Source organism: Mesorhizobium sp. M6A.T.Cr.TU.014.01.1.1, from assembly GCF_004022765.1.
Taxonomy (GTDB): Bacteria; Pseudomonadota; Alphaproteobacteria; order Rhizobiales; family Rhizobiaceae; genus Mesorhizobium; species Mesorhizobium mediterraneum.
The window spans coordinates 1-18,849 of sequence record NZ_RZPG01000008.1 but is presented as its reverse complement, the minus strand read 5'-3'; the positions used below and the strand labels follow the sequence as shown (position 1 = coordinate 18,849).

The following is an 18,849-nucleotide window of genomic DNA, read 5'->3' as shown; positions in this document are numbered from 1 at the left end:
CTCAGCTTCGAAACTTGCCGTTCTGTGTCACGGAAGCGGTCGCGGTTTCATCTTCGTCGACCGGCTTTTTTTCTTCCGGCCTAAGCGAGAATTCCACCATCACCGGAAGATGGTCGGAGCCTGTGCCTCCCAGCCTCGACACCGAATGGATGAGAACCGCGCCCTTGCTGAAAACCTGGTCGATCGGCAGTCCGGCGAAGCGCAGGAAATCCGGCAGCTTGATATAGAGCCAGGTCGGCCCCGGCGAAGGCACCACTGTCAGCTTGCCAAGATCTGCGACGCGCCGGACGGCGGCACTCCACGGCACTGCGTTGCAATCGCATGCCAGGATCGACGTCTCGCCAAGCGAGGCGAGTTCCTCCGACAATCCGCCGATCTGCCGTGATTGGTTGCGCGGCCATGGCCAGGTGAGGTGCATGGCGGCGACGTCGACGTCGGTTCCGCCGAAATCGACCGTCGCGATGGCCATCGCACCGCGCCTGTCGCAGCGCGGTTGCGTACCGGCGGCAAACGGTCGTCTGGACAGCAGCGCAACGCCGAACACGCCATTGGGGTAGGGGCAGAGGATCCGGTAGGGGTAGGCGCTGGCAATATAGCCAAGCTCGGTCGTCCACATCTCCGACACTTCATCGAGAGCGATCACGTCCGGATTGGTCCGGCCGATCAGCGACAGCACTTTCTTCGGCGTCGGATTGTTGAACCGCAGGTTCATCTGCAGCAGGCGATAGACCGGCTGGTCATCGGGGTAGACCGTCTGGTCACCGGGGTTAACTTCGTAGGCTGCCTGGACCGGCCACAGGCGGGGCACGGGCAGCGCGTTCGACGTGGTGGCAAAGGCAGCCACGGCAAAGAGCAGCGCTGTGGCCGCCTGCAGGCGAAATGAAGTCACGAGCAGCGGCAGCGCGCAAAGCGCCATCAGCACGGCAAGGTGGACGCGGAAATGGGCGAAGGAATCGAAGGCCGGATGCAGCGTTCCGAAAAACCCGGCCACCAGCGCAACCGAGCAGCCGAGCATTGCGACGAATGCCACCGACGCCATCATGTTTCGAACGCGTGCCATCTACTTTGCTTATCGGCAGAAATGCAGCCAATCAAGATGACGAAATGCCCTGCCGCGATGTTATCATGCTACGGCCATGCTCCGGCCGATGAAGCCGATCGGTCCTACTGGAACGCCGTTTCCGAAAAGCTTCTGAGTTTGCGCGAATGCAACCGTTCCATCGGCATCTCGGCCAGCTTTTCCATCGCCCTGATGCCGATGGTCAAATGCTGTGCCACCTGCCGCTTGTAGAACTCGGTCGCCATGCCAGGCAGCTTCAATTCGCCATGCAGGGGCTTGTCGGAGACGCAAAGCAGGGTGCCGTAAGGCACGCGGAAACGGAAACCATTGGCTGCGATCGTAGCCGATTCCATGTCGAGCGCGATCGCTCGTGACTGCGACAGCCGCTGCACCGGCCCACGCTGGTCGCGCAGCTCCCAGTTGCGGTTGTCGATGGTGGCGACGGTGCCGGTGCGCATGATACGTTTGAGGTCGTAGCCGGAAAGGCCGGTGACTTCGGCGACCGCCTCTTGCAGCGCCACCTGGATTTCAGCCAGCGGCGGGATCGGCACCCAGACCGGAAGGTCGTCGTCCAGAACATGGTCTTCCCGCACATAGGCGTGCGCCAGCACATAGTCGCCCAGCGCCTGGGTGTTGCGCAGGCCGGCGCAATGGCCGAGCATCACCCAGGCATGCGGCCTGAGCACCGCAATGTGGTCGGTGATAGTCTTGGCGTTGGAGGGGCCGACACCGATATTGACCATGGTGATGCCGCCATGGTTCGGCTTCTTCAGATGATAGGCCGGCATCTGCGGCAGGCGCGGCGGCGCCACCCCAGCGCCAGGCGCGTTTTGCCCAGCCTTGGTGACGACATTTCCCGGCTCGACGAATTCGACATATCCGCCGCCGCCCTTCGCCATCAACTCGTGCGCACGGGCGACGAACTCGTCGATGTAGAACTGGTAGTTGGTGAACAGCACGAAATTCTGGAAATGCTGGGGACTGGTCGCCGTGTAGTGCGACATCCGGTGCAGCGAATAGTCGATGCGTTGCGCCGTGAACGCCGCCAGTGGCCTGGCTTCGCCTAACGCCACTTCGAACGTGCCGTTGGCAATCTGGTCGTCGGTGCCGTCGAGATCCGGCACGTCGAACAGGTCACGGATCGGCCGCCTGATGCGCTCGGCTGCGGTGCCGTCGACATGGGAGCCTTCCAGGAACGCGAAATGCAGCGGGACGGGCGTCGTCGATTCCGAAACCGTGACTGGAACGCCGTGATTGCGCATGATCAGGCTAAGCTGTTCGGTGAGATAGCGTTCGAAAAGGGCAGGCTGGGTGATGGTGGTCGAGAAATGCCCAGGCGTCGGCATATGGCCGTATGCCTGCCGCGAGTCGATCTGGGTGAACGAAGTCGTGGTGACGCCGACCTCGGGATAGAAGGCCCGGTAGCGCTTGTTGTTGTCGCCGCCTGCAGCGAGCGCCGTAAACGAATCGCGCAGGAATTTGGTGTTGCGGTCGTAAAGGACCTGCAAGGCCGCGACGGCCTTTCCGGCATCATTGAAGCTCTGCCGGCCAAACGGCTCCGGCATCACGACTGAGTCTATGGCTTGGGGATAGATTCGCTTTTCCATGACCCAATATAGAGGCTTGGCCATGCGGTTGGGAGGGGTATGCCGCCTTGAACGCGGCCAAAACATCGTTTTTCTTTTTCAGTGATTTCGATGAAGGTCGATTGGGATTTCGATGAAGGTCGATTGGCTCTAACCACGCCGCAGGCTGATCAACAGCACAAAGCCGACGCCGTTCTTCTTCAACGCCGGCGCTTCGATCGTCGAGCCGGCATCGGCGCGCATCGAGGGCACGGCCAGAACCGGCGCCGAAAGCACGGCCAGGATAAGCGCCGCCCGCGGCAGGAGTCGAAGGGTTTTCAGGGCGTTGGCGACGATGCGGTTCATGGCTTTTGCTTTTGTCTCTCGAGGTCTTTGTCGGTTCAGGGGCGAAAATGGTTCACGCAACCGAACCGGCAGGAATTGGCCTGGTCCCAGGAGCGGGCCGGACGGCCTGCCTCGGCGACGAGGATGGCGAACAACATTCCGAACAGGCTCAGCAGCAGGCAGACGATGGTGAAGCGGCGAGCGAGCATTGCGTGGTGTCTCCTTCAATACGCACGAAAATGCCCGAGCCCGACTGAACCGGCTCTGATGCCAGCGTTCATCTGCGGTTCAAATTCATTGACGAGTTGTTGAGTGCCCGCCGCCCACCGCGCCGTCGCCGGCCACGAGCGTCGCCGCAGTCTTGCTGCTGTCCCCGATCTTGCTGGTGATACGGACGAAGGACGCGCAAAAATTGCTGTTAAGTGCAGAAGGCGCGCGGCTCGCACGATCGATCCGTCCCAAACAGACGGCGAAAGCAAAAACGGGGCCTTCGCGGCCCCGTTTTCAAATTTGTGGCAGCGGAAACGATCAGAGCTTGTGCCAGGTCTGGCTCCTGCAGATCAGCCCGCCGAGCACGCAGCCGCTCATCTTGAGCGAGGCGCCTGAGACCGAGGCCTTGCCTGAGTAGGTCTTGTCGGTTTCCGGGTCGGTTATGGTGCCCGTATATTTGTTGGCGCCGGACACCTTGAACGAACCGATGCGCTTGCCGGCAAACTTGCCTGATTTGAGCGTGATGGAAAATGCGCCGCCGCCGCCAGCAATGGCGGCAGTCGAACCGGCTTGCGTTTTCCAGTTGCCTTCGATCGGATCGGCCCAAGCCGTGCCGGCCATGATCAATGTGGCCGCAAGGGCCATGCTGATTTTGCGAAACATGTTTCCTCCCTGTGGGCTTCCGGTCGGATGTTCCGCCCGTCCGGTCTGCCCTTTACGCAAACGTAAGCTAATCCACCTCCCGGCAAAACAAAAGCGGTGCCGCTGGGGAAGACTTCAGGATTTTCTGGCCGCCCGAGACGGTCTCGTCGGCGAAAAATGAAACGACGGGTATGCTGGCTTTGTCTCCCGTGGTTAGCGGAGTCTTGATTTGCGCCTCGCAAATTTTCGTCAAATTTAGCCCAAACCGGCGAAATTGCTGGCTTTGCATCCTTAACGAATTCCCGCGTTTACCTCTTGTTTTAGCTTTGTTTTCCTCAAATTAAGCACGCCACTTAACGACGGATTCAAGCCTCCGGTTCATTCTCGAAAGCATCGAAAGAGCGGCCGCCCCAAGGGTTATCAACAGATACCAAGGGACAGAAGGAGGCAGCTCTCGGGAGCCTGACAGGGGCTAGAACAGGGGATTGAAATGGCACGTTTTGAAATGCCTGAAGCCGGCTTCGGCGCCATGGGGGCAACTGCCCAGGCCGACATTCTTTTCGAACTGGGCATGATGTATGCGACCGGCCGCGATTGCGAGACCGATGTCGTCGCCGCTCACAAATGGTTCAACATCGCCGCGATCAAGGGCTCGGTCCGCGCCGCGGAACTGCGCTCGGAATTATCGGCCGCCATGTCGAAGGTCGAGATCGCCAGGGCGCTGCGCGAAGCCCGCGAATGGATGACGATGCACTAAGTTGGCCCTGAGTTCATCGGGCCCTGAGTTCATCAGGCATTGAGATCACCGACAGGGACGCTTCAGGTCGAGGCCGCGCAAGACGGCCGGACCGGTAAGAACAAGGCCGCGCAAGACGGTCTCACCAACAATGACGAGAACGCGGCAGGCTGGATACGCCAAGCTGCGCGACGGACAGGGAAGGCGAGCGGTTTTCGGGGCGCGGGAGCGTTCGGGATGGTTCGATCGACAAAAGCCGCGACCGGCCGGAACAAGGCCGGCGCGGCTTTTGCGTTTTCGGGACCATGATCCCAAAAAGTGGAAACCGGTTTTTTGGAAAAAGATCATGGTCAAACAGAAACGTTGCAGGCCCAATCGAGTGCCGCCGATGCGTCTAGACAGGCTTGGCGAAGGGTGAAATTCTCCCGCCCACTCTGGAAGAGGCGCGGCCGGGGCGGCCGCGCGAGAGTGGAGGAATATCACCATGAAGAAGTTGGGTATTTTGAGCGCGGCCATAGTAGGCCTGATGATGAGTGCGCCGATTGCCTTCGCCGACGACATCACCTTTTCGGTGGTCGGACCGATGACCGGTCAGCTTGCCACCATCGGCGACCAGTTCAAGCAGGGCGCGCAAGCCGCCGCCGACGCGATCAACGCGGCCGGCGGTGTCGACGGCCGCCAGATCAAGCTCGACGTCCAGGATGACCAGTGTGATCCGAAACAGGCGGTTTCGGTCGCCAACCGCATCGTTGCCAACGGCGTCAAGTTCATCGATGGCCATGCCTGCTCGGGCTCGAGCATTCCGGCCTCGGCTGTCTACGCCGAAGCCGGCGCGCTGATGATGAGCCCGGCTTCGTCCAACCCGGTGCTGACCGACGCGGCGGCGAAAGCCGGCTGGCCGACGATCATGCGCCTCTATACGCGCGACGATGCCCAGGGCGCTTTCATCGGCCCGTGGATCGCCAAGAAATATGCCGGCAAGAACGTCGTCATCATGCACGACAAGAGCGCCTATGGGCAGGGCGTTGCCGATGCCGTCAAGGCAACGATGAACCAGAACGGTCTCAACGAGATCCTCTACGAGGGCATCAACGCCGGTGAAAAGGACTACGCGGCGCTTGTCACCAAGCTGAAGGACCTGAAGGCTGACGTCGTCTACTTCGGCGGCTATCACCCCGAAGCCGGCCTCATCCTGCGCCAGTCGGCGGAACAGAACCTGAAGTATCAGTTGATCATGCCGGACTCGATTGCCACGCCGGAATTCTGGCAGGTTGCCGGTCCGGCCGGCGAAGGCACCATGTTCGTCTTCCCGTCGGATCCGCAGGCGAAGCCCGAAGCCAAAGAGGCCGTCGAAAAGATCAAGGCGGGCGGCTTCGTTCCCGAGGGCTTCACGCTGTTCTCCTATGCCGTGATCCAGGCCTTTGCCGAGGGCATCAAGCGCGCCGGCAGCGACGACCCGACCAAGGTTGCCGAAGCTTTGAAGAACGGCGAGCCGATCAGCACCGTCGTCGGCTCAGTCATTTTCGACGAAAAGGGCGACCTCAAGAACGTCAGCTACGACATCAACCAGTGGCACGACGGCAAATACGCGCCGATCCAGCCGTAACAATTGGCGTCGCCTTCGGTAAACGAAAATGGCCGGGTCTGACCCGGCCATTTTCATTGGGCATGCGATTGTGGCGGGAGTCGTCGACGTCGCCTTATGGATGAAGGGCAGCGGTCAGCCGTGGGCTTCCTCGGCAAAGCGAACCAGCACCGTCCCGTCGGTGACCTGCGCGCCCTCGACAGCGATTTCGGCGATCGTCCCGTCATGAGTAGCGGAAATGGTGTGCTCCATCTTCATCGCTTCCAGAATCAACAGCGGCTGGCCTTTGATGACGACCTCGCCCTTGGCTGCACGCACCAGCTTGACCAGACCCGGCATCGGCGCCCGCAGGCTGTCTGAACCGGCGGCGATTTCGTCGGCCCTTGCCAACGGGTCCGGCACCGCGAAGCTGTAACCGACGGCGCCTTCGAACACGGTGACGTTGCCTGGCCAGCGGGCGAGGCGAGGGGCGGCGCGAAGATCAAGCGGATTGGCGCTGTCATAAGGCGGCTCCAGTGCCACTTGGAAGCGCCCGTCCGGCCGCATTACCGACACAAGCGCGACGATCTCGTCCTCGCCGTAGCGCAGCCGCGTGCGCCGCGGAACAGTGTGGAAATGCGCATAGCCGGCAAGCGACGACCACGGGTCGTTGGACGGCGCCTGAGCCCCGGCGCCGGATGCCGCAAATGCAGCTGCGGCGACGATCTCGCTGCTCGGCGGCGGGACTGCGGTCAGTGCTTGCTGATGCCTGCCGATCAGACCGGTATCGACATCGCCTGCCGAAAAATCCGCGTCAGCGGCAAGAGCCGCGAGAAAGGCGGTGTTGACGGTCGAGCCGGCGATCTCGGTCCGCGAAAGGGCTATGCCCAAGGCTTCGAGCGCCGCCTGCCTGTTCTTGCCGTGCACCACCAACTTGGCGATCATCGGGTCGTAGAAGGGCGAGATGACATCGCCCGCCCGCACACCGGTCTCGATCCGCATGCTGGCGCCCTCGGGCGCAGTATCCGGAAATTTCAGGTGATGCAGCGTGCCCGTCGCCGGCAAAAAACCCTTTGCCGCGTCCTCGGCATAGATGCGCGCCTCGAAGGCGTGACCGGAGAGCGTGATCTCGCTCTGCGTTTTCGGCAGCTTTTCGCCGGCGGCCACCCGCAACTGCCATTCGACCAAATCGGCTCCGGTGACCATTTCTGTGACGGGATGCTCGACCTGCAACCGGGTGTTCATTTCCATGAACCAGAAGCGGTCGGCCTTCAGCCCTTGCGAGGCGTCGACGATGAACTCGATCGTGCCGGCGCCGGAATAGTTGATCGCCTTGGCGGCCTTCACCGCCGCCTCCGTCATCGCCTTGCGCAATGCCGGTGTCATGCCGGGGGCGGGGGCTTCCTCGATCACCTTCTGGTGGCGGCGCTGCGCCGAGCAGTCGCGCTCGTAGAGATGCACGACATTGCCGAAGATATCGCCGAACACCTGGACCTCGATGTGGCGCGGCTTCTCGACATATTTCTCGACCAGCACGCGGTCGTCGCCGAAAGCGGCCTTGGCCTCGCGCCGCGCACCCGACAACGCCTCGGAAAAGTCGTCGGGATGTTCCACGCGCCGCATGCCCTTGCCGCCGCCACCGGCGCGCGCCTTGATCAGAACGGGATAGCCGATCTCGCGTGCCTTGGAGGCGAGCAGCACGATCTCCTGCGCCTCGCCGTGATAGCCGGGCACCACCGGCACCCCGGCCTTCTCCATCAGCCGCTTGGCCGCGTCCTTCAGCCCCATGGCGCGGATCGAGGCGGCCGACGGGCCGATGAAGACGAGCCCGGCCGCCGTCACCTGGTCGACGAAATCAGGGTTTTCCGACAGAAAACCGTAGCCGGGATGGATGGCTTCCGCGCCGGTGGCCAAAGCCGCCGCGACAATCTTGTCGCCGCGCAGATAACTTTCGCCGACAGGCGAGGGACCGATATGCACAGCTTCGTCGGCCATCTCGACATGCAGGGCCCCGGCGTCGGCGTCGGAATAGACGGCAACGCTACGCACGCCCAACTTGCGTGCCGTGCGGATCACCCGGCAGGCGATCTCGCCGCGGTTGGCGATCAGGATTTTGGCGAACATGGGACCTCCAAAGCCAGAGCTTGCCGCCAACGGCGCGAATGCTCCTTCACGCGAGCTGTGGCAACACCCTGCTTTGCAGTCCGGCCATTGTCAAAGTATCGGTAAGCGAGGACTGCTTACTTGGAGGCTGCGACCTCGCAACCCCCACCTGTCGTGACCTTGTAACTGTTGCGGGTGGCCTGACAGGATTTCAATGCCAGCTCTTCGGCAGCTTTCTGTGACGGTGCATTCAAGCGCGACCCGCAGATGATGTACAATGAAGTCACCCGCATGTATGGGGTGGTCGCATAGGCTGAATGGCCGCTGGCCGCTACATAGGCGTTGTAAGCCTTGGTACACGGATCCTTCGAGTTCCGCGGCAAAAACGGGTGGAAACGGGTGTCGCCTTTGCTTCCCGCCAACGATTCCGCCGCTCCGATGCCAGGTGCCGTGAGTATAAGAAATCCTGCAAGTATCGATGTAATTGTTCTCTGGACGTATCTCGGTTTCATTTTTCCCCCTTGGAATGAACTGAGGCAACAGGCATTGCTACTTGGAGGCGGCGATGCTGCAGACTCCCGCTGTCGTGACCTTGTATTGCTTCCGGGCGGATTGACAGTCTTTCAGCGCCAGCGTCTCTGCAGCCTTTTGCGACGAATGCATTCGCACGCGCGCAAACCACGAACTCGGTCGCCCAATTGAAGGGGGTCGACGCATAGGCGGAATGGCTGCCAGTCGCCACATAGGCCTTGTATGCCTTCTGACAGCCTCCCGTAGAGCCCGGCGCGAAATACACAGGGTAGCGGCTGTCGCCTTTGCTTCCCGCCAGCGATTCGGTTGCACTAGCGTCAGGTGCCGCTAACATAAGCAATCCTGCAAGTGCAGACATAGTTGTTTTCTGAAAAAGCGGCAGTCTCATCTTCGCCCAATCCCCATTGGTATTTGCAATGAGCAATAGTCGCGATTCTTTCATCTGGCCAGATCGGTGAACGAAAATAAATCTGAAAACTATGGATGGATTTTCTTACCTGTGCCGGTCACGCTCCGCCAAGCAGCAACGCCTGCTCGTATAGTTCCGCCGTTTGCTGGTCGAAGCAGCAGAAGATGACGGTTTCCGGGATCGCGTTTTGGCCGATGAAGGCACGCAGGGTGCCAACGGCGATCTGCGTCGCCTGGTCCTTTGGATATCGGTATACACCGGTCGAGATCGCCGGAAATGCCACCGTCCGGCAACCCTTGGCGGCGGCAAGTTCGAGCGACCGGCGATAGCAGGAGGCCAACAACTCGGCTTCGCGTTTGCCGCCGCCTTGCCAGACCGGCCCGACCGTGTGGATGATGTAGCGTGCCGGCAGCCTGTAACCCTTGGTGAGCTTAGCGTCGCCGACTTTGCAGCCATTGAGTGTTCGGCATTCCGCCAGAAGTTCAGGGCCGGCCGCTCGATGAATGGCGCCGTCAACGCCACCGCCGCCCAAGAGCGAGGTGTTGGCGGCGTTGACGATGGCATCGACCGCCAGCTTCGTGATGTCGCCGATATGAACGCGAATCCTCTGATCGCTTTCGCTCATCGTCACATCCTGAACACGCCGAACCTTGTCTCCTCGATCTCGGCGTTGAGCGCCGCGGAAAGGCTGAGCGCCAGCACCTCGCGCGTCTTGGCCGGATCGATTATGCCGTCGTCCCAGAGGCGGGCTGACGAATAGAGCGGGTGGCCCTCATGCTCGTATTTCATCAGGATCGGCTTCTTGAATTTCGCCTCTTCCTCCGCGCTCCATTCGCCACCCTTGCGCTCGATGCCCTCGCGCTTGACGACCGCAAGCACGGTTGCCGCTTGCTCGCCGCCCATCACCGAAATGCGGGCATTAGGCCACATCCAAAGAAAACGCGGCGAATAGGCGCGTCCGCACATGCCGTAATTGCCGGCGCCGAACGAGCCGCCGATGATCATGGTCACCTTCGGCACGCGCGCCGTGGCGACGGCCATCACCAGCTTGGCGCCGTCCTTGGCGATGCCGCCGGCCTCGTATTTTCGCCCCACCATGAAACCAGTGATGTTCTGCAGGAAGATCAGCGGGATCTTGCGCTGGCAGCACAGCTCGATGAAATGCGCACCCTTCAGCGCGCTTTCGGAGAACAGCACGCCGTTGTTGGCGATGATGCCGACCGGCATGCCGTTGAGATGGGCAAAGCCAGTGACCAGCGTGGTGCCGTAATTCTGCTTGAACTCGTCGAACTCGGAGCCGTCGACGATGCGCGCGATCACTTCGCGCACGTCATAAGGCTGGCGCAGATCCGTCGGCACGATGCCGTAGAGCTCATCGGCTGCATGAAGCGGCGGAATCGGATCGCGAAGTGCCAGCCCGATCTCCTTCTTTCGATTCAGGTTCTTGACGATGCGGCGTGCGATCGCCAGCGCATGCTCGTCGTCCAGCGCATAGTGGTCGGCAACGCCGGAAAGCCGCGTGTGCACATCGGCGCCACCCAACTCCTCCGCGCTGACATCCTCGCCGGTGGCGGCCTTCACCAGCGGCGGGCCGCCGAGGAAGATGGTCGCCTGGTTGCGCACCATGATCGTCTCGTCCGACATCGCCGGCACATAGGCGCCGCCCGCCGTGCACGAACCCATGACGCAGGCGATCTGCGGTATGCCTGAAGCCGACATGTTGGCCTGATTGTAGAAGATGCGGCCGAAATGGTCGCGGTCGGGGAACACCTCGTCCTGGTTGGGCAGATTGGCGCCGCCGCTGTCGACCAGATAGACGCAAGGCAGTTTGTTTTGGAGCGCGATCTCCTGCGCGCGCAGATGCTTCTTCACCGTCAGCGGATAATAGGTGCCGCCCTTCACCGTGGCGTCGTTGACGACGACCATGACTTCGGTGCCTTCGACACGGCCGATGCCGGCGATGAGGCCGGCCGATGAGATGTCTTCGCCATACATCGACCACGCCGCGAACTGGCCGATCTCGAGAAATGGCGAGCCGGTGTCGAGCAATTGCGATAGGCGCTCGCGCGGCAAAAGCTTGCCGCGGCTCTGGTGCCGTTCGCGCGCTTCGTCCGAGCCGCCACGCTCGACGGTTGCCGCCTTTTCCGCAATGTCAACGACCAGCGCCCGCATGCGCTCGGCATTGGCGCGGAAGGTGTCGGAGGCGGGCGAGATCTGCGAGGTGAGGGTGGTCATGGCGTTACCGGATCAGTTCGATCTTGCAGCCGATATCCAGGTCGCCCCAGTCGCGATCGGCGGTGACGGCAATGGCATTCTCGCAAATTGCCAGTGCGAGGCAGGCCCGGTCGCCCAACGACAAGCCGCGATGTCGCGTCAGCTCGCGAAGCTGCCCGGCTGCGATGCCCATCGCTTCGTCGAAGACGGCGACCGGCATGCCGAGGCTGGCGAGGTCGTCCGCGGCCTCCTCCATGCTGCGTCCTCTGTCGATCAGCTTGGCGATGATTTCGGCCGCATTGACGGAACTGCATTGTGCGTCCGGCGCGAAACCCAAGGCGATATCGGTGCCTTTCTCGTTGAGCAGGATCGCAAGCGCCGCGGAGCTGTCCATGACGTAGGGTTTCACTTCGCTCCCTTCCTCGCCGTTCCTTCGGCATGAAGCCGGTCCAAACGCTCATCGCTTCGGCGCTGTTCTTCGCGCCGCTCCTTGAGAAATTCGTCGACGACGCTTTCGCCCGGCTTTTTCAAAGCCGACAATTCCGCCTGGACGCGCCGCAGATTTTGGAGCCACGACCTTACCCGCAACTCGCCGTTCTCGACATGAAGAATCAAGTCCTCACCAGGCTTCACGCCCATTTCCTCGCGCATCGCTGCCGGGATAACGAAGCGTCCGCCTTCGCCAAGTTTCACGCGCTCGCGTTTCGCTGGAACCCGGAGCGGAGCCTTCCGAGATCCGGCCTCGAATTGCGTTTGCGGATTTTCGTCAAACCCAGCTTTTCTCGTTCCGCTCGCCATTGTCGCCTCGTTCCAGAAACGTGCCATATTTCGAATATATGGCATGTTGTACTATAAATGGCAATTTTCAAGATAGTGCCACTATATTCCCTCTGCCATGATTTCCCGCCCGATCAGCCAGCGGCGGATTTCGCTGGTGCCGGCGCCGATCTCGTAGAGCTTGGCGTCGCGCAAAAGCCGGCCGGTCGGATAGTCGTTGATGTAGCCATTGCCGCCCAGTAGCTGGATGGCGTCGAGCGCCATCTGCGTCGCCTTCTCGGCTGCGAACAGCACGCAAGCGGCGGAGTCCTTGCGGCTCGTCTGGCCGCGGTCGCAGGCGGCGGCGACGGCATAGACGTAGGCGCGTGCGGCGTTCATCACCGTATACATGTCGGCGAGCTTGCCCTGCACCAGTTGGAACTCGCCGATCGGCTGCCCGAACTGTTTGCGTTCGTGCACATAGGGGACCGCCACATCGAGGCACGCCGCCATCAGCCCGATCGGACCGCCGGCGAGCACGGTGCGCTCGTAATCGAGGCCCGACATCAGCACTTCGACGCCGCGCCCTTCCTCATGCAGCACATTGTCGAACGGCACCTCGACATCCGAAAAAACCAGTTCGCCGGTGTTCGAGCCGCGCATGCCGAGCTTGTCGAGCTTTTGCGCCACGGAAAAGCCGGCCATCGACTTTTCGACGATGAAGGCGGTAATCCCGCGCGAACTGAGTTCCGGATCGGTCTTGGCATAGACGACCAATGTCTCGGCATCCGGGCCGTTGGTGATCCACATCTTGGTGCCGTTGACCACGTAGCGGTCGTTGCGCTTTTCGGCGCGCAGCTTGAGCGACACGACGTCGGAGCCGGCGCCGGATTCCGACATTGCCAGCGCGCCGACCTTTTCGCCGCTGCACAGCGTAGGCAGATATTTTTCCTTCTGTGCCGGCGTCGCCCAACGATTGATCTGGTTGACGCAGAGGTTGGAATGGGCGCCGTAGGAGAGGCCGACCGAGGCCGAGGCACGCGAAATCTCCTCCATTGCGACCACATGGGCGAGATAGCCCATGCCGGTGCCGCCGAAATCCGGATCGGCGGTGATGCCGAGCAGGCCGAGCCCACCGAATTCGCGCCACAGATGCGCCGGAAACTCATTCGAGCGGTCGATCTCGGCGGCGATCGGCGCGATCTTTTCCTGGGCGAAGCGCCGCACCAGGTCGCGCAGCGCCTCGATGTCTTCGTCAAGTCCGAAGTTGAGTGTGTGCGTGTACATGCCGTTCCTCCCGGCGCATGGCCCCGAAATCGAATTCGATTCCGATTTCGGGAGGGACCATGCGCAAAATCAAAGTGCTACAGCGTCCTTGCGCGTTCGAAGGCGCGCACGGCGCCGTAGGTCGTAGTCGCGCCATGGGCTGCCCCAACCAGGCGCATCGTCATTGAAAGATATGTGGCGGTTACCTCCGAGATCGATAGCCGCTCGCCTGGCCGGAACCAGACGATGACGCCGGTCATCATCTGGATCAGAGCCATGGCCGTCAGCCCGGTGTCTTCGACGCTGAAGACGCCAGCTTCTGCGCCGTCGCGCAGAATGGCGCGCAGTTCCTTTTCATAGGCCGTGCGCATGCGCAGGACTTGCGTCAGGCGGTCATGCGACAGGCTGCGCAATTCCATGTTCGAGACATGGGTGGAGTGGCGCCGCTCGATGTGGAAGGCGATGTGGTTTTCGACATAGGCGGCAAGCCGCGTCGCCGGATCGGCCACGGTCGGGCGCGCCGCGTCCCACGCCTCGATCAGCCCTTCCATGTGCTCGCGCATCAGCGTGAACAAGAGGTCTTCCTTGGTCGGGAAATAGCGGTAGAGCGCGGCCGCCTGCACGCCGACCTCGGCGGCCAGCTGGCGCATCGACATCGCCTCGTAGCCAAGACGCGCGATCAGGCTGACCGCCGCCTCGCGGACCGCTGCTTCGGTCTTTTCCCCGTCGGAACCGGTCGTGCGCGCCATGGTCACCTCATCGAGAGGTGCAATAATAAAACGAACGTTCAATTAATTCAAGATCTGAATGCATTGCAGGATAGGGATTGTGTTTTTTTGAATGGTTGACTAAGTCAAATAATATGGTGATGATCTGGGTGTAGAATTTCCTGAGAAGGAGCCCGACATGCCGGATGTGCGGAATGCGATGGTCACCGAAATCCGCCATTTCAACCGGTTTTACACCAGCTTGATCGGGCTGCTCGACGAGACCTTGATGCAGAGTACCTACACGCTAACCGAGGCGCGGGTGCTGTTCGAGCTGGGTCACCGGGCGGGCGTCGGCGCTGCCAACCCGAGCGGCGAGGCAGGGTTTCTCGCGCAGGCATTCCATCTCGATCTTGGGCCGGCGGCGTCCTCGATTGCCGGCGAACTCCGGCTGGACCCGGCCTATGTCACGCGGATCCTCAGAAAATTCGCCGCCATGGGCCTGACCGAACTGCGTGCCGACCCGGGCGACCGGCGTCGGCGCATCCTGTCGCTGTCCGCGCGGGGAAACTCGGAGCTGGCCACGCTTCAGTCGGCGGCGGATCGCGATCTCACCCGGCTGACGGCTGGCCTGGCCGACAACGAAGCCGCCGAGCTTGCGGACGCCTTGAAGCGGGTCATGTGCCTGCTCGGTGACGGGGGGAAATAGCGGCAGGCCGAAACGACGACTTTGCGATCCTCAGTTCCCCCGCGCCGCCGCCAGCGCACCGGGCAGCTCCTCGGCAAAGATGTCGAGCTCGTGGTCGAGGCCGACGCTGACCCGGATGCAGCGGTCGAGCACCGGCACCATCGGCTTGCGGATGAACACGTCACGCGACAGCAGCGCCTGCAGCACACTTAGCGCGAAGGCGCCGTCGCCGCCGCAGTCTATGGTGACGAAATTTGTTGCCGAAGGCAGCGGCTTCAGCCCGTTCGCTTCGGCTATCTCTGCGATGCGCCGGCGGCCGGCAGCGACCCGCGCCACCACACTCTCCAGATAGTCTTGATCGGCAAGCGCCTCGACGCCGGCGATCTGCGCCATGCGGCTGACACCGTAATGGTTGCGGATCTTCTCGAAATCGCGGATCACCTGGGCGTCCGCCACCGCATAGCCGCAGCGTATGCCGGCCAATCCGTAGGCCTTCGAGAAGGTACGCATGCGGATGACGTTCGGCCTGGAGATATCGATCGACGGCAGCGCCGAGGCCGGGCCCATCTCGCCATAGGCCTCGTCGAGCACCAGCATGGTGGTTTCTGGCAGGGCTTCGATGAAGCGGACGAGCTCGGCCGCCTCCCACCAGCTTCCCATCGGATTGTCTGGGTTGGACAAATAGACCAGCGGCGCGTTTTCCTTGGCGACCGTAGCCAATAGGCCGTCCAGGCTTTCCCGGTCGTTCTCGTAGGGAACCGCGACCAGCCGGCCACCGACGCCGGCAATATGGAAGTTGAAGGTCGGATAGGCGCCGAGCGAGGTGACCACCGCATCGCCGGGCGCCACATACATGCGCGCCACGAGGCTGAGCAAACCGTCTATGCCTTCGCCGACAACCACGTTTTCGGCACTGACGCCGAGATGCGCGGCGACGGCCACCTTCAAATCGTGATTGTCGGGGTCGCAATACATCCACATGTCGCGGGCGACACCGGCCATGCGGGCGATGACGCGCGGCGACGGCCCGAAACTGCTCTCATTGGCGCCGATGCGGGCGCGAAACGCGCGGCCGCGGTCCCGCTCCTGCGCCTCCGGGCCGACAAACGGCACCGTCGAAGGAAGCGCGCTGATGATTGGCGTGAGGGGAGGGCGCTGGCGCATGGCAAAGGCTCGTTCCAAAGGGGCTTCTTGCTAGCGCGGCACAGTTGGCCGCGCAAGCTCCCCTTGGCTGCAACCAGCATGCTGGATTTTCCCCGCTCGTTTTGCTAGCGAGATATCATGAACAATCGACTCCCGCCTGCCTGGTCCAAGCACCTCAAGCCCGGCCCCGCGCCAAAAGCGAAGGCGCCGATACTGACGCCGATAGTGAATCAAGGAAACGCTCAATCGCGTGCGCAGGCCGACGACGCGCTGCTGAAACAGGCATATATCCATCAGCAGGCAAAGCGCCTCGACGAGGCTCAGGATCTATGCCTTCGCGTTCTGGCGCGCACACCAAACCATCCGCTCGCGTTGTACATCTTGGGGACCTTATATCTGGGTTATGATAATGAGATGGCCTTGCGATATTTCGCACGGGCGGTCGGCGAGGAACCTAAAAACGCCTATTACCACCTCAGCCTGGGCGAGGCCTATGTGAAGGTCAGCGAATATTCGCCAGCAATCAAGCATATGCAGTACGCCTTGAAACTGCAGCCTGACCTTATCGAGGCACTTTGTGCACTGGGGCGCGCTTACATAGCGTTTGACAAACCAGACATGGCATTGCCGCTCTACGAGAAGGCGCTGAAAATCAACCGCGACCATCCCAAGGTTCGAGCGGGTCTGGCCAGCGCGCTTAGCGGCCTGGGGCGCATGGATGAAGCCGCCGTCTACCTGAAAGAAGCGATCGAACGTCGCATTGAGGTGCCGAGCGCCTACAACGACCTTGTACAGACGCGAAAGTTCACCGAAGAGCCTGAGGAACTCCAATTCATCCTTCGTGAACTCGCCAGCCCGAAGCTCCATCCAGCCGGCGCGCTGCAACTCCATTATGCCGCCGGCAAGGTGCTGAACGACCTCAAGCGCTATAGTGAGGCATTCGACCATTTCAACAAGGCGAAACAGGCCTCCGGCTACGAGTTCGATATCGACTTGTATCGTCGCTGGGTCGACTCGATGATTGAAATCTTCACGCCGGACTTTTTAGCTACCAGGGCCGGCTATGGAAATCCTTCCGAAGTGCCTGTGTTCGTGGTTGGCATGCCCCGCTCGGGGACGACGCTGACGGAGCAGATCTGCGCCAGCCATCCAGTTGTTCATGGTGCAGGGGAGCTTAGCAAATTAAGGCGGGTCGCGAATGCAATCGGCCTCAAAACCTCAGCGGCTGGGAATTTGAACCAGCCAATCATGTCGATCACGGAAGACCTGTCCAGAACCTTGGCCGAAGAGCACCTGTCCTATTTGCGGGAGCGGGCGCCTGCCGCGCTTCGCGTCGTCGATAAGGAGCCGCACAATTTTGAACTGATCGGCCTTATCGGCCTTCTCTTTCCCAACGCGCGCATCATTCATTGCCGTCGTGACGCCATCGACAATTGCGTCTCTTGCTTTGTCCTCAACTTCAGCGAGGGACACAGCTACAATACCGACCTGAAAACACTAGGCCTGTATTATCGCGAATATGACCGCCTGATGCGGCATTGGAACGAGGTTTTTCCGGGCCTGATCTTCGAAAATCGCTACGAAACGCTGGTGGAAGACCAGGAAGCGCAGTCGCGGCGCCTCATAGATTATCTCGGGCTCCCTTGGGATGACGCCTGCCTGCGCTTTTTCGACAGGGATGGTGCGGTCAACACGCCCAGTCGCTGGCAGGTTCGGCAACCGATTTACAAATCGTCCGTCAAGCGCTGGAAGAATTATGAAAACGAAATTCAGCCGCTGATACAGTCGCTGGGCGATCTTGCAGAGATTTGACTTGGTCGGCGGTCCACATTGCGTGGACCGCGAGGCTTTGGATCGCATAAGTTTGCTGCCAGCCGACCTTCAGCCGCCAATCCCCAACGATTAGCTAAATGCCACTATACCTTCTTCCCTCCCAAGCGAAGCGAACGCCTATCCTGTTCTTTCCAAGCGCTGCTGCGGTGCAGAATCTTTCGAGACGCTGGAGGGACAGCGCCCCCCCTCTGTCCTGCCGGACATCTCCCCCACGAGGGGGGAGATCGGCAGCTTCGCTGACAGAGCCTGTTCATCAACGTTGGACGTTGGCGAAAGCGGTGATGACGGCCGATCTCCCTCCTTGTGGGGGAGATGTCCGGCAGGACAGAGGGGGGCGCGAAGGATCGCTACGGCTTTCATTCTGAGCCGCTGCATTCTTCGGCTGATGTAACGGCGTGAATCCAGGGTCTCCGCGACGTCGCTTCGCTCCTGCTCCGCCTGGCGACGCCATGCATACGCAATTTGACAGCCAGGCCGATACGAAAAAACCCGGCGGTTGCCCGCCGGGTTCGAGTTCAGTCAGACGATGCTGATTAGAACGAGCGCTGGAAGCGGAGCTGGCCGCCAAAGCTGTCCTCGTCGTCCGCACCGGTCCAGTTGGAGAAGCCGGCCTCGCCGAACTCTCCGGCGTGCAAGTAGGAGGCTTCCGCCGTGATCGTCAGGCCGGGGACGATGTCATAGGCGATGTTCGCCACGACGCCGAGGTTTTCGCCCTCGTCATACGAGATCTGGGTGTTGAACGAGGTCTTCTCGTTGATGGTGTAGGTGCCACCACCCCAGACTGCCCAATTGCCGCTCCACAGCTTGTACATGCCGCGGCCGCCGGCGGGGAATCTCCAGTCCGGATCCGTGAGGTTGTCGTCCGTGCCGTAGCCGGCCATGATGAACAGCGACAGGTTCTCCATCGGCGTGATGTCGAGGCGAACCTTGCCGGCCACCTCTTCGTAGGCGCTGTCGTAAGCAACGACGCCGGTGATCGCGCCCCAGCCCTGCGTCCACTTCACGCCGCCGACGACATGCGGAACGTAGCTGTCGATCGTGAAGTCGCCGTAGCCTTCTTCGAGCGAGACGACGGCG

The 18,849-nt window shown here is 61.4% G+C and carries 18 protein-coding genes; 4 read left to right on the top strand and 14 right to left on the bottom strand.

What is annotated here, in order from left to right; all coding sequences use genetic code 11:
* Position 1: 1 nt before the first annotated feature.
* From EN885_RS10875 to EN885_RS10860, 5 genes are all read right to left on the bottom strand, one after another.
* The gene (locus tag EN885_RS10875; RefSeq protein WP_128241945.1) at positions 2-1,060 is read right to left on the bottom strand and encodes an endonuclease/exonuclease/phosphatase family protein; all 1,059 of its coding nucleotides are present in this window, start codon (positions 1,058-1,060) and stop codon (positions 2-4) included.
* Between the two features lie 104 nt (positions 1,061-1,164).
* Positions 1,165-2,625, bottom strand: a complete 1,461-nt coding sequence (locus EN885_RS10870) for an AMP nucleosidase (RefSeq protein WP_245493053.1) — start codon at positions 2,623-2,625, stop codon at positions 1,165-1,167.
* A gap of 171 nt (positions 2,626-2,796) precedes the next feature.
* A complete protein-coding gene (locus EN885_RS10865; protein ID WP_095486571.1) occupies positions 2,797-2,991 on the bottom strand; it encodes a hypothetical protein in 195 nt (64 codons plus the stop codon).
* 35 nt (positions 2,992-3,026) lie between these two features.
* Entirely contained in the window at positions 3,027-3,179 is a 153-nt protein-coding gene (locus tag EN885_RS33525) for a hypothetical protein (protein ID WP_164897820.1), read from the bottom strand.
* A 319-nt stretch (positions 3,180-3,498) separates the two neighbouring features.
* Positions 3,499-3,843 carry a DUF2147 domain-containing protein gene (locus tag EN885_RS10860; RefSeq protein ID WP_128241943.1) on the bottom strand — a complete coding sequence of 115 codons (345 nt, stop codon included), beginning with the start codon at positions 3,841-3,843 and terminating at the stop codon, positions 3,499-3,501.
* A gap of 469 nt (positions 3,844-4,312) precedes the next feature.
* Here EN885_RS10860 and EN885_RS10855 point away from each other — a divergent pair, with 469 nt between their 5' ends.
* Both EN885_RS10855 and EN885_RS10850 read left to right on the top strand, forming a co-directional pair.
* Positions 4,313-4,579, top strand: coding sequence for a sel1 repeat family protein (locus tag EN885_RS10855; protein ID WP_027152750.1), 267 nt, complete (start codon positions 4,313-4,315; stop codon positions 4,577-4,579).
* A 463-nt stretch (positions 4,580-5,042) separates the two neighbouring features.
* The gene (locus EN885_RS10850) at positions 5,043-6,164 is read left to right on the top strand and encodes an ABC transporter substrate-binding protein (protein WP_128241942.1); all 1,122 of its coding nucleotides are present in this window, start codon (positions 5,043-5,045) and stop codon (positions 6,162-6,164) included.
* A gap of 114 nt (positions 6,165-6,278) precedes the next feature.
* Here the strand turns inward: EN885_RS10850 and EN885_RS10845 are convergent, their stop codons facing one another.
* From EN885_RS10845 to EN885_RS10805, 7 genes are all read right to left on the bottom strand, one after another.
* Positions 6,279-8,246, bottom strand: coding sequence for an acetyl/propionyl/methylcrotonyl-CoA carboxylase subunit alpha (locus EN885_RS10845; RefSeq protein ID WP_128241941.1), 1,968 nt, complete (start codon positions 8,244-8,246; stop codon positions 6,279-6,281).
* 1,016 nt (positions 8,247-9,262) lie between these two features.
* Positions 9,263-9,790, bottom strand: coding sequence for an O-acetyl-ADP-ribose deacetylase (locus EN885_RS10830; RefSeq protein WP_095486576.1), 528 nt, complete (start codon positions 9,788-9,790; stop codon positions 9,263-9,265).
* Between the two features lie 2 nt (positions 9,791-9,792).
* Positions 9,793-11,400 carry a carboxyl transferase domain-containing protein gene (locus tag EN885_RS10825; RefSeq protein WP_095486577.1) on the bottom strand — a complete coding sequence of 536 codons (1,608 nt, stop codon included), beginning with the start codon at positions 11,398-11,400 and terminating at the stop codon, positions 9,793-9,795.
* Between the two features lie 4 nt (positions 11,401-11,404).
* The gene (locus EN885_RS10820; RefSeq protein ID WP_095486578.1) at positions 11,405-11,788 is read right to left on the bottom strand and encodes a type II toxin-antitoxin system VapC family toxin; all 384 of its coding nucleotides are present in this window, start codon (positions 11,786-11,788) and stop codon (positions 11,405-11,407) included.
* Complete coding sequence (locus EN885_RS10815) at positions 11,785-12,177, bottom strand: AbrB/MazE/SpoVT family DNA-binding domain-containing protein (protein ID WP_095486632.1); 393 nt, start codon at positions 12,175-12,177, stop codon at positions 11,785-11,787. The genes EN885_RS10820 and EN885_RS10815 overlap by 4 nt, the downstream gene beginning before the upstream one ends.
* A gap of 81 nt (positions 12,178-12,258) precedes the next feature.
* A complete protein-coding gene (locus EN885_RS10810) occupies positions 12,259-13,422 on the bottom strand; it encodes an isovaleryl-CoA dehydrogenase (protein ID WP_127205178.1) in 1,164 nt (387 codons plus the stop codon).
* A 77-nt stretch (positions 13,423-13,499) separates the two neighbouring features.
* Positions 13,500-14,150 (bottom strand): TetR/AcrR family transcriptional regulator, encoded by a 651-nt coding sequence (locus tag EN885_RS10805; RefSeq protein WP_095486580.1) that lies wholly within the window; start codon positions 14,148-14,150, stop codon positions 13,500-13,502.
* A gap of 157 nt (positions 14,151-14,307) precedes the next feature.
* Between EN885_RS10805 and EN885_RS10800 the strand changes: the two genes are divergently transcribed.
* Positions 14,308-14,817: a MarR family winged helix-turn-helix transcriptional regulator gene (locus EN885_RS10800; RefSeq protein ID WP_095486581.1), complete on the top strand. Its 510-nt coding sequence runs from the start codon at positions 14,308-14,310 to the stop codon at positions 14,815-14,817.
* A 30-nt stretch (positions 14,818-14,847) separates the two neighbouring features.
* On the opposite strand, the gene EN885_RS10795 is transcribed toward EN885_RS10800, so the two are convergent.
* Positions 14,848-15,960: a pyridoxal phosphate-dependent aminotransferase gene (locus tag EN885_RS10795; RefSeq protein ID WP_095486582.1), complete on the bottom strand. Its 1,113-nt coding sequence runs from the start codon at positions 15,958-15,960 to the stop codon at positions 14,848-14,850.
* 117 nt (positions 15,961-16,077) lie between these two features.
* Between EN885_RS10795 and EN885_RS10790 the strand changes: the two genes are divergently transcribed.
* Positions 16,078-17,751 (top strand): tetratricopeptide repeat-containing sulfotransferase family protein, encoded by a 1,674-nt coding sequence (locus EN885_RS10790; RefSeq protein ID WP_128241940.1) that lies wholly within the window; start codon positions 16,078-16,080, stop codon positions 17,749-17,751.
* Positions 17,752-18,305: 554 nt separating this feature from the next.
* Here EN885_RS10790 and EN885_RS10780 read toward each other — a convergent pair.
* A partial coding sequence (locus tag EN885_RS10780; protein WP_164897819.1) for a porin occupies positions 18,306-18,849 on the bottom strand: 544 nt, incomplete at its 5' end.

What these genes read in the sequence shown, in the direction of transcription:
- EN885_RS10805 (WP_095486580.1), bottom strand. Translation starts at nt 14,150, where the DNA reads ATGGCGCGCACGACCGGTTCCGACGGGGAAAAGACCGAAGCAGCGGTC.
- EN885_RS10875 (WP_128241945.1), bottom strand. Translation starts at nt 1,060, where the DNA reads ATGGCACGCGTTCGAAACATGATGGCGTCGGTGGCATTCGTCGCAATG.
- EN885_RS10870 (WP_245493053.1), bottom strand. Translation starts at nt 2,625, where the DNA reads ATGCCGGAGCCGTTTGGCCGGCAGAGCTTCAATGATGCCGGAAAGGCC.
- EN885_RS10815 (WP_095486632.1), bottom strand. Translation starts at nt 12,177, where the DNA reads ATGGCGAGCGGAACGAGAAAAGCTGGGTTTGACGAAAATCCGCAAACG.
- EN885_RS10800 (WP_095486581.1), top strand. Translation starts at nt 14,308, where the DNA reads ATGCCGGATGTGCGGAATGCGATGGTCACCGAAATCCGCCATTTCAAC.
- EN885_RS10855 (WP_027152750.1), top strand. Translation starts at nt 4,313, where the DNA reads ATGGCACGTTTTGAAATGCCTGAAGCCGGCTTCGGCGCCATGGGGGCA.
- EN885_RS10830 (WP_095486576.1), bottom strand. Translation starts at nt 9,790, where the DNA reads ATGAGCGAAAGCGATCAGAGGATTCGCGTTCATATCGGCGACATCACG.
- EN885_RS10825 (WP_095486577.1), bottom strand. Translation starts at nt 11,400, where the DNA reads ATGACCACCCTCACCTCGCAGATCTCGCCCGCCTCCGACACCTTCCGC.
- EN885_RS10790 (WP_128241940.1), top strand. Translation starts at nt 16,078, where the DNA reads ATGAACAATCGACTCCCGCCTGCCTGGTCCAAGCACCTCAAGCCCGGC.
- EN885_RS33525 (WP_164897820.1), bottom strand. Translation starts at nt 3,179, where the DNA reads ATGCTCGCTCGCCGCTTCACCATCGTCTGCCTGCTGCTGAGCCTGTTC.
- EN885_RS10810 (WP_127205178.1), bottom strand. Translation starts at nt 13,422, where the DNA reads ATGTACACGCACACACTCAACTTCGGACTTGACGAAGACATCGAGGCG.
- EN885_RS10845 (WP_128241941.1), bottom strand. Translation starts at nt 8,246, where the DNA reads ATGTTCGCCAAAATCCTGATCGCCAACCGCGGCGAGATCGCCTGCCGG.
- EN885_RS10865 (WP_095486571.1), bottom strand. Translation starts at nt 2,991, where the DNA reads ATGAACCGCATCGTCGCCAACGCCCTGAAAACCCTTCGACTCCTGCCG.
- EN885_RS10850 (WP_128241942.1), top strand. Translation starts at nt 5,043, where the DNA reads ATGAAGAAGTTGGGTATTTTGAGCGCGGCCATAGTAGGCCTGATGATG.
- EN885_RS10860 (WP_128241943.1), bottom strand. Translation starts at nt 3,843, where the DNA reads ATGTTTCGCAAAATCAGCATGGCCCTTGCGGCCACATTGATCATGGCC.
- EN885_RS10795 (WP_095486582.1), bottom strand. Translation starts at nt 15,960, where the DNA reads ATGCGCCAGCGCCCTCCCCTCACGCCAATCATCAGCGCGCTTCCTTCG.